The 10,112-nt window shown below is 71.1% G+C and carries 9 protein-coding genes; all 9 read left to right on the top strand.

What is annotated here, in order from left to right; genetic code table 11:
- The coding region (locus tag AAG827_RS21110; RefSeq protein WP_341928181.1) for an SIS domain-containing protein at positions 1 to 637 on the top strand (637 nt) is incomplete at its 5' end.
- Between the two features lie 4 nt (positions 638 to 641).
- A complete protein-coding gene (locus AAG827_RS21115) occupies positions 642 to 1,778 on the top strand; it encodes an acyltransferase family protein (RefSeq protein ID WP_341928182.1) in 1,137 nt (378 codons plus the stop codon).
- Between the two features lie 48 nt (positions 1,779 to 1,826).
- Positions 1,827 to 2,789, top strand: coding sequence for a DUF808 domain-containing protein (locus AAG827_RS21120; protein WP_341928183.1), 963 nt, complete (start codon positions 1,827 to 1,829; stop codon positions 2,787 to 2,789).
- Between the two features lie 135 nt (positions 2,790 to 2,924).
- Positions 2,925 to 4,355 (top strand): adenosylhomocysteinase, encoded by a 1,431-nt coding sequence (gene ahcY, locus AAG827_RS21125; RefSeq protein WP_341928184.1) that lies wholly within the window; start codon positions 2,925 to 2,927, stop codon positions 4,353 to 4,355.
- 103 nt (positions 4,356 to 4,458) lie between these two features.
- Complete coding sequence (gene mtrA, locus AAG827_RS21130) at positions 4,459 to 5,172, top strand: MtrAB system response regulator MtrA (protein WP_341928185.1); 714 nt, start codon at positions 4,459 to 4,461, stop codon at positions 5,170 to 5,172.
- A gap of 17 nt (positions 5,173 to 5,189) precedes the next feature.
- Entirely contained in the window at positions 5,190 to 6,812 is a 1,623-nt protein-coding gene (mtrB, locus tag AAG827_RS21135) for an MtrAB system histidine kinase MtrB (protein WP_341928186.1), read from the top strand.
- A complete protein-coding gene (locus tag AAG827_RS21140; RefSeq protein WP_341928187.1) occupies positions 6,809 to 8,581 on the top strand; it encodes an LpqB family beta-propeller domain-containing protein in 1,773 nt (590 codons plus the stop codon). The genes mtrB and AAG827_RS21140 overlap by 4 nt, the downstream gene beginning before the upstream one ends.
- Before the next feature lie 61 nt (positions 8,582 to 8,642).
- A complete protein-coding gene (locus AAG827_RS21145) occupies positions 8,643 to 9,404 on the top strand; it encodes a ComF family protein (RefSeq protein WP_341928188.1) in 762 nt (253 codons plus the stop codon).
- A 361-nt stretch (positions 9,405 to 9,765) separates the two neighbouring features.
- The coding region (raiA, locus tag AAG827_RS21150) for a ribosome-associated translation inhibitor RaiA (protein WP_341928189.1) at positions 9,766 to 10,112 on the top strand (347 nt) is incomplete at its 3' end.

Raw genomic sequence — 10,112 nt, forward strand, 5'->3', positions numbered from 1 at the left:
GACCTCCATGGTCGCGGAGCACGCCGCGGGCCGGTGGAGCACGATCCTGCCCACGACCACGCGCGACCAGCTCGCGACCGCCGTGGTCATGCTCAGCTATCTCGACCAGGTCGCCCTCGGTCCCAGCGCCGAGCCCGAGGCCGTGGCCCAGGCGCTCGACGACGTCGCGACCTCCTGCAGCCCCCACCGCGACCTCGCCGTCAACCCGGCCAAGATGCTCGCCATCGCGCTCGCCGACGCCAACCCGATCGTCTGGGGCGGCTCGGTGCTCGCCGCGCGCGCTGCCCGCCGCGTGGCGGAGTCGATCCGCCGCTCCAGCGGGCGCACCTCGATCGCGGGCGACGCCGAGCACCTGCTGCCGGTCATCGAGGCAGCCAAGCCCCGCAACGTCTTCGACGACCCGTTCTCCGACGACGGGGGAGAGCTGCGCCCGATGCTGCTCGTCCTCGACGACGGGGCCGAGGACGCCGTGGTGCGCGAGCACCGCGGCCGGCTCCTCGCGGCGGCCACGGAGCGCGGCGTACGCGTCGAGCACCTGACGACCGACGTCCCCAGCGAGGTGGCGCGCTACGCCTCGCTGATGCTCAGCGGCACCTACGCCGCGGAGTACCTCCGTCTGGGCCTGGTCGAGGACTAGCACCGTGGCGTCTCGGGACCCCTGGTTCGACAACGCCAAGATGGCGCTGGTGACCCTGGTCGTGGTCGGTCATGCCTGGACGCTGCTGCCCCTGTCGGGCACGGTCGGCTACCTCTACGACTTCCTCTACGCCTGGCACGTCCCGGCGTTCGTCTTCGTCACCGGCTACCTCTCGCGCAGCTTCTCCTACGCGCCCGAGCGGATGTGGCAGCTGGTGCGCACCGTCGCAGTGCCCTACCTCGTCTTCGAGTGCTCGATCGCGCTCTTCCGGGTCTACGTCGGCGGCGAGGAGCTCGAGGACCTGTTCCTCGACCCGCACTGGCCGCTGTGGTACCTCTCCGCGCTGTTCTTCTGGAGGCTGCTCACCCCCGTCTTCAAGCCGATGCCGGGTGGCTACGTCGTGGCGCTCGGCATCAGCCTGGTGGCCGGGCTCTTCGCCGGCGACGAGCTCGACCTCGCGCGGATCCTCGGGTTGCTGCCCTTCTTCGTGCTCGGCCTCAAGGCGACCCCCGAGCGCCTCGAGAGGTTGCGCACACGACCGGTCCAGGTCGTGGCAGCGGTCTTCTTCGTCGCGCTCGTCTCGCTGACCTGGTTGGTCGAGCGCTACGCCGCCACCGAGTGGCTCTACTACCGCGCGCGCTACGACGAGCTCGACGTCTCCGACCTCCAGGCGTTCCTGATCCGGGCCGTGCTGCTCGTCGTCGGGACCGTCGGTGCCTTCGCCTTCCTCGCCCTGGTGCCGCGCCTCGGCGGCTGGTTCACCCGCATGGGGGCGGCGACGCTGGTGGTCTACCTCTTCCACGGCTTCGCGGTGAAGGGCGCCGACTACGCCGGCTTCGACGACTGGGGTGCCGACCACGTGGCGCTGGGCCTGACGATCACCACCGTCGTCGGGCTCGGGCTGTCGCTCTTCCTGGCCTGGCGACCGGTGTCCACGCGCCTGACCGAGCTGGTCGACCCCTTCGGCTACGCCGAGCGTCACGCCCGCCACGCGGTCGACCTGGGCGTCACCGTCGTCGTCCACGAGGACCACGAGACCCCGGTCCTCGACCAACTGGTCGACCAGCTCGTCGACGAGCGCTCCGAGCCGGCGCTCGACCAGCTGGCCGAGCAGCTCGCGGACGACCGCGAGAGGAACTGACGCGTCGGCGGGCCCGTAGCATGACGCCATGACGATGAGGGAGACCCGATGAGCGGCGGCCTGTTCGCCCTCCTCGACGACGTGGCCGTGCTCGCGAAGGCAGCGGCGGCGTCGGTCGACGACGTGGGTGCCGCTGCCGGTCGCGCGAGCATGAAGGCCGCCGGCGTGGTCGTGGACGACACGGCCGTGACGCCGCAGTACGTCCAGGGCGTCGCCGCCCAGCGTGAGCTCCCGATGATCAAGAAGATCGCGGTCGGCTCGCTGCGCAACAAGCTGCTGCTCATCCTCCCCGCAGCGCTGCTCCTGAGCCAGTTCCTGCCGTGGCTGCTCACCCCGATCCTGATGCTCGGCGGCACGTTCCTGTGCTACGAGGGTGCCGAGAAGATCTGGGAGAAGTTCTCCGGCCACCACGAGGAGGAGACCCTCAAGACCGAGCTCGACGCCGAGGCGGAGAAGACGATGGTGTCGGGCGCCATCCGCACCGACCTCATCCTGTCGGCCGAGATCATGGTCATCTCCCTCAACGAGGTCTCCGACGAGCCGTTCCTCACCCGGGCCGCGATCCTGGTCGTGGTGGCGATCGCCATCACGTTCCTCGTCTACGGCGTCGTCGCGCTGATCGTCAAGATGGACGATGTGGGCATCGCGCTCACCCAGCGTGCGTCCCGCCTCGCGCAGAGGGTCGGGCACGGACTGGTCCGTGCGATGCCGGGCCTGCTCGCCACGATCTCCGCGGTCGGCACGGTGGCCATGCTGTGGGTCGGTGGCCACATCCTGCTGGTGGGGCTCGAGGACCTCGGCTGGCACGCGCCCTACGACGCCGTGCACCACCTCGAGGTGGCCGTCCACGACGCCGCCGGTGCTCTCGGCGCGGTCCTCGGCTGGTTGGTCAACACCGCGCTCTCCGCGGTCGCCGGCCTGCTCGTCGGCGCCGTCGTGGTCGCAGTGATGCACGTGCTGCCCTTCGGCCACGGCACGTCGAAGGAGTCCACGGAGCCCGCCGCCCACTGACCCGACCTGGTCCGATCGACCCCTTTACACCTCCGGTTCAAGAGGCCGGACAGGGGGGTCGCGAGGATTCTTCTGTTCCTGGGAACCCGTTCTAGCCTTGACTCCACGCCCCCACAGCCAGGATCAGGAGCTTTCATGGACTTCAAGGTTGCAGACCTCTCGCTGGCCGACTACGGCCGCACCGAGATCGAGCTCGCCGAGCACGAGATGCCTGGCCTCATGGCCATGCGCGAGCGCTACGGCGACAGCAAGCCGCTCGCCGGCGCTCGCATCGCGGGCTCGCTCCACATGACCATCCAGACCGCCGTTCTCATCGAGACGCTCACGGCGCTGGGTGCCGAGGTCCGCTGGGCCTCGTGCAACATCTTCTCGACCCAGGACCACGCGGCCGCCGCCGTCGCCGTCGGTCCCACCGGGACGGTCGATGCCCCCGCCGGCGTCCCCGTGTTCGCCTGGAAGGGCGAGTCGCTGGAGGAGTACTGGTGGTGCACCCAGCAGATCCTCATGTGGCCCGAGGGCACGTTCGCCAACATGATCCTCGACGACGGTGGCGACGCCACGATGCTCGTCCACCTCGGTCTCGAGGCTGAGAAGTCCGGCATCGCGCCCGACCCGGCCACGGCCCACAGCGTCGAGCAGCGCGTCGTCTTCAACGTGCTCAACGCCTCGCTCGCCGAGAGCCAGGACCGCTGGACCCAGATCGCCGGAGAGATCCGCGGCGTGACCGAGGAGACCACCACCGGTGTGCTCCGCCTCTACGACATGATGAAGGAAGGCTCGCTCCTCTTCCCCGCCATCAACGTCAACGACTCGGTCACCAAGTCGAAGTTCGACAACAAGTACGGCTGCCGCCACTCGCTCATCGACGGCATCAACCGTGCCACCGACGTCCTCATCGGCGGCAAGGTCGCCGTCGTCGCCGGCTACGGCGACGTGGGCAAGGGCTGCGCCGAGTCGCTGCGTGGCCAGGGCGCTCGCGTCATCGTCACCGAGATCGACCCGATCTGCGCGCTCCAGGCGGCCATGGACGGCTACCAGGTCGACACCCTCGACAACGTGCTCGACGTCGCCGACATCATCATCACCGCGACCGGCAACAAGGACGTCGTGACGGTCGAGCAGATGTCGCGCATGCGTCACAACGCGATCCTCGGCAACATCGGCCACTTCGACAACGAGATCGACATGGCCGGCCTCGAGAAGGAGGGCGTCGCGGTCCGCAAGAACGTCAAGCCGCAGGTCGACGTGTGGACCTTCCCGTCCGGCAACGCGATCATCGTGCTCTCCGAGGGTCGTCTGATGAACCTCGGCAACGCGACCGGTCACCCGTCCTTCGTGATGTCGAACTCCTTCACCAACCAGGTCCTGGCGCAGATCGAGATCTTCACCAAGCCCCAGGACTACCCGGTGGGCGTCTACGTGCTGCCCAAGCACCTCGACGAGGAGGTCGCCCGCCTCCACCTCGACGCGCTCGGCGTCAAGCTCACCTCGCTGACCGACGACCAGGCGTCCTACCTCGGCGTCGACGTCGCCGGCCCCTACAAGTCGGACCAGTACCGCTACTGATCCGCACCGGCGTGCAACGCCCCCAGGCCCTTCGCGGGCCTGGGGGCGTCGTCGTTGCGGGTGGTGGGGACGGAGCCCCCGGGCGGGTGGCACTATTGCGGTCATGACACAGCTGGGTGGCACCGCGAGCGGGCTCACGCCCAAGGGCCGTGTGCTCGTCGTCGACGACGACGCGTCCCTCGCGGAGATGCTCACGATCGTGCTGCGCCAGGAGGGCTTCGAGAGCCGGATGTGCACTCGGGGCGACCTGGCCCTCGACCAGTTCCGCGACTACAAGCCCGACGTGGTGCTGCTCGACCTGATGCTCCCCGGCAAGGACGGCATCGACGTCTGCAAGGAGATCCGGGCCGAGTCGGGCGTCCCGATCGTCATGCTCACGGCCAAGGGCGACACCGTCGACGTGGTCGTCGGGCTCGAGTCCGGTGCCGACGACTACGTCGTCAAGCCGTTCAAGCCCAAGGAGCTCGTCGCCCGCATCCGCGCCCGCGTGCGCCGCTTCGACCCCACCACGCTCGAGACCCTCACGATCGGTGACCTCGAGATCGATGTTGCCGGCCATGCGGTGAGCCGGGGTGGCCTGCCGATCAGCCTGACCCCCTTGGAGTTCGACCTGCTGCTGTGCCTGGCGCGCAAGCCCTGGCAGGTCTTCACCCGCGAGGTGCTGCTGGAGCAGGTCTGGGGCTATCGCCATGCCGCTGACACCCGCCTGGTCAACGTCCACGTCCAGCGGCTGCGCTCCAAGGTCGAGCACGACCCCGAGCACCCCGAGATCGTCGTCACCGTCCGGGGCGTCGGCTACAAGGCCGGGAACAGCTAGGTGTCGTCGGCGAGACCATGGCCCGCCTAGGCGTTCCCCCCGGACTGCGACGAGCCCTCACCTTCTGGCGGCGCTCCATCCAGGCCCGCGTGGTGGCCAGCACGCTGCTGCTCTCGGCCGCCGTCATCAGCGGCGTCGGTTGGTTCCTCCTGACCTCGACCAAGGACGGTCTGCTCGAGCACCGCGTGGACGCCGTGCTCGCCGAGGCCGAGGCCAGCACCGAGGAGGCGCGCACCCGACTCGAGGCGGCGTCCGGCACCGAGGTCAACGCCAGCCGTCAGCAGCGTGAGCTGGCCGACCAGATCATCGCCCGCGGGGACACCCGCGGCTTCAGCGTCGTGCTCGGCGTTCCCGCGCGCGAGGGTGCCCGGCTCTCCGACGGCGGGCCGGAGTACACCACCGACCTCGACCTGGTCAGCGTCCCGGAGTCGTTGGAGCAGCACTTCGACCAGGTGGCCCCGACGGCCTGGACCTACACGACCATCCGGACCCGGACCGACGCCGGCGACGTGGTGGCGCAGCCCGGCATCGTGGTGGGCAGCCAGATCATCCTGCCGTCCGACGGCAACACCTACACGTTCTACTTCCTCTTCCCGCTCGACGAGGAGGAGGAGACGCTCGGGCTCGTCACCCGGGCCCTGCTCACGGCCGCGGTCGCGCTGCTCATCCTGGTGGCCGGCATCACCTGGCTGGTCGCGCGCCAGGTCGTCACCCCGATCCGCATGGCCCGCCGCGTCGCGGAGCGGCTCGCGTCCGGACGACTGCAGGAGCGACTGCGGGTGACCGGCGAGGACGACCTGGCCCGGCTCGCGACGTCGTTCAACCAGATGGCCAGCAACCTCCAGCGCCAGATCCGCCAGCTCGAGGAGCTCAGTCGCGTCCAGCGCCGCTTCGTCTCTGACGTCTCCCACGAGCTGCGCACCCCGCTCACCACCGTCCGGATGGCCGGCGACGTCCTCCACGACGCCCGGAGCTCCTTCGACCCGGTCACGGCACGCGCGGCCGAGCTGCTCCAGGTCGAGCTGGACCGCTTCGAGGTGCTGCTGGCCGACCTGCTGGAGATCAGCCGTTTCGACGCCGGCGCGGCCGTCCTGGAGGCTGACGACGTCAACCTCGTCGACGTGGCCCACCGCGTGGTCGACGCGACGCGCGCGCTGGCCGACCAGCGCGGTGTCCGGGTCGTCGTCGAGTCACCCGGTCACCCCTGCCTGGCCGAGGCCGACGTGCGGCGGGTCGAGAGGATCGTGCGCAACCTCATCACCAACGCCATCGACCACGCCGACACCCGTCTGGGCGAGGAGATCAAGGTCCTCCTCGGCAGCGACGAGCACGCCGCGGCGATCGCTGTGCGTGACTACGGCATCGGACTGGCGCCGGGGGAGTCGGCCATGGTGTTCAACCGCTTCTGGCGCGCCGACCCCGCTCGCGCTCGCACCAGCGGCGGCACCGGCCTCGGGCTCTCGATCGCCCTCGAGGACACCCACCTCCACGGCGGCTGGCTCCAGGCCTGGGGCCGACCCGGGCAGGGCGCCCAGTTCCGCCTGACGCTGCCACGCCGTGCCGGTGAGCCGCTGCGGCACAGCCCCCTGCCCCTGGTGCCGGTCGACGCCGACGACCCCGTCCCCGAGAAGGCCCGATGACGACCGCCCGGCCCTCGCGCCGTCGTACGACGGGCATCGTCCTGGCCCTGCTGTGCTGCCTGGCCGCCACCGGCTGCGTGAGCCTGCCCGAGTCGGGCCCGGTCGTCGAGACGGCACCGTCGCAGGTGCTGGAGGAGCCGGAGGCGGCCGCCATCGACGCGGTGCCGCCGCAGCAGGGGGACTCCGCGCTCGGGATCGTCGACGGCTTCCTGGCGGCGATGACCGCCTATCCCGTGCAGACCAGTGTCGCGCGTCAGTTCCTCGCGCAGGAGGCCCAGACCTCCTGGAACCCCGACGAGGCGACGATCACCTACGCCGACGTCACCACGCCCAGCGCCGGTGCCGCGGGGGTGTCGGTGACGCTCAGCGACCCCGAGACCCTCGACGCCCAGGGCGGCTGGGAGGGCCCGCTGCCCGAGGACCAGCGCACGTTGTCGTTCGAGATGGTGGTCGAGGACGGCGAGTACCGCATCCGCGAGGCTCCCGACGCCCTCATCGTCCCGGCGTCGTGGTTCGCCCAACGGTTCCGTCAGGTGTCGCTCTACTTCTTCGACCGCACCGCCCAGATCCTGGTGCCGGAGCCGGTCTTCGTGCCGCGCGGGGAGCAGCTCGCCACGACCCTGATCGACGGGCTCCTGGCGGGACCGGGGGAGGACCTCGCGGGCATCGCGCGCAGCTTCCTGCCGTCCGGCCTCAGCGTGGGGCTCTCGGTCCCGGTCACCGCCGACGGGGTCGCGGAGATCTCGCTGGTCGGGGAGGCCGGCGCGCAGAACCCCGAGGTCGTCGAGAAGATCCTGGCCCAGCTGACCTGGACCCTGCGGCAGGAGCCCTCGATCCGGGCGGTCCGGCTGGCGATCGGTGGCGAGCAGCTGCGCCTGCCCGGCGGGGTGAGCGAGTACGGCGTCGACGACGCGCCCGACTACGACCCGACGGGCTACCAGGCCAGCCGCCTGCTCTACGCGCTCCAGGACGGGCTGCTGGTCTCGGGGGAGCCCGACGCTCTCTCCCCGGCCGACGGACCGCTCGGGGTCGAGGACTTCGGCCTGCGCTCGGTGGCGGTCAACCTCCCGGCCACATCGGCGGCGGGGGTGTCGGGCGACGGCACCTCGATCCTCCTCGCCCCCGTGCGCGCCGTGGCCGGCGAGGTCGGCGAGGACACCGTCGAGCAGGTCGTCTCCGGGGCCACCGACCTGCTGCCGCCCTCGTGGGACTTCACCGACCGCCTCTGGCTGGTCGACCGCGCTCCGGAGGGTGCCCGCGTCGCCTTCCGCGAGGACGGGGTCCTGCGACCGCTCGTCGTGCCCGGCGTGACCGGCGAGGACGTGCGCTCGTTCATCGTCTCGCGCGACGCGACGCGCTTCGTGGCCGTCGTGCGCACCCGCGGCGTCGACCGGCTCCAGGTCGGCCGGATCCAGGTCGACTTCCAGGGCCGCGTGCGCCGCGCGGTCGAGACCCGCACCATCTCCTTCTCCGGCACCGAGCCGCTGCGGGTCACCGACATCGGGTGGACCAGCGCCACCTCCGTCGCGCTGCTGAGCCAGGTCGTGCCCGGCGAGCTCTTCGAGGTCCGCACCGTCGCCGTCGACGGCGCACCGGCCGGCACGGAGGCGCTCTCCACCACGGTCAACGCGCGGGTCGTGGCGCTCGCCGGCACGCCCGTGGAGGGCGGTCGGCAGTATGCGGTGACGCGCGACAGCCTGGTGGACCTCGCGACCGGTCGCGTGCTCGAGCTGGGCGCCCGGGTCGACTCGCTCGACTTCGTCGGCTGACCCCACAGGCGGACGCACCGCCGGTTGCCTCCGGCCGGTCCGGCTGGTCCGATGGGGGGCCATGGGGTCCTTCCGCGACGCGCTCGACGACCTGCTGCTCGGCGGTCGCTGCGTCGGCTGCGAGCGACCCGGCCGACTGCTGTGCCCCGGGTGCCGGCTCGCCCTGCCGACGACGGCCCTCCCTCGCTGGCCGACCCCGACCCCGCCCGGGCTGGTCGTGCCGCTCGCCCCGACCGACTACGACGGCGTCGCACGCGCGATGGTCCTCGGGCTGAAGGAGCACCGCATGCTGGCGCTGGCCCGGCCACTGGCCTCGCTCCTGGCCGCCTCGGTCGCCGCTGCGATCGCCGACGTGGAGGGCGCCGTCGTGCTGGTGCCGGTGCCGTCGCGGACCTCGTCGGTGCGCCAGCGCGGCCATGACCCGACATCCACGATCACGCGGCTGGCCGCGCGCACCCTGGCGGCCGGGGGAGCCGACGTGGTGGCGGCCCGGCTGCTGCGGCTGCGGCCAGGGGTGCTCGACCAGGCGGGGCTCGACGCCGTCGAGCGGTCGGCCAACCTGCACGGCTCGATGACCTGTCCCAGCGCGGCCCTCCGGGCCCTCGCCGTACGACGGTCCCGGGCGCGGGTGGTCGTGTGCGACGACGTCCTCACCACCGGCGCGACGGCCCGGGAGGCGCAACGGGCCCTGGAGGCGGTCGGCCTCGAGGTGCGGGCGATCGCGGTCGCCGCTGCCACGCGCAGGCGTCTCGGGGACGGCGCGGACCAGACACACAGCGAAAGTTCAGGTGTACGGGTACCGCCATCCACGGGCACCCACTAACGTCTCTGTATGGAGTCCGTCCGGGTCCGTGGTTGCTCCGTTCCGGCTGTGCCGGAGCGGCTAGCCGATGCCAGTCGCAGGCAAAACGGTCCACGTAAGGCGATACACGACGGGCTCCGGCCCCCGTGCTCCTCCGCATGCGGAGGACGCCGATCACGGTGCGGCTTAGAGGTAAGTCCTGCCTCGTCCCACTCGTCAGATACGGGTGTCGGCGGGAGAAGGTCAGTAGTGGCGCCAGAGATGGCAGATGAGCTGCGAGAGCCTCAGCAGGCGGTTGTGGGGTCGAAGACCAGGTCGGCCGGGCGGACTCCATGCCCCAGGAAGCCCAGGGGCTAACCAACTGCTCACCAGGAGGTTCAACATGGAAGTTGTGGTCACAGGGCGTCATTGCGAGCTGTCGGACTCGTTCCGCGGTCACGCAGAAGAGAAGCTGAGCAAGCTCGAGAAGCACGACCACCGCATCATCCGTGTCCACGTCGAGGTGGACAGCGAGCCCAACCCCCGCCAGCACGACCGCGCGGTGCACGTCGAGCTCACGGCCTTCTCCAAGGGTCCCGTCATCCGGGCCGAGGCGGCCGCCGACGACAAGATGGGCGCGCTCGACCTCGCGCTCGACAAGATGGCCTCCCAGATGCGCAAGGCGGCCGATCGCCGCCGCGTCCACCGCGGGCGCCACGCCCCGGTCTCGGTCGGCCAGGCGCTGGCCGG

The organism is Nocardioides psychrotolerans (assembly GCF_943371775.1).
GTDB lineage: Bacteria > Actinomycetota > Actinomycetes > Propionibacteriales > Nocardioidaceae > Nocardioides > Nocardioides psychrotolerans_A.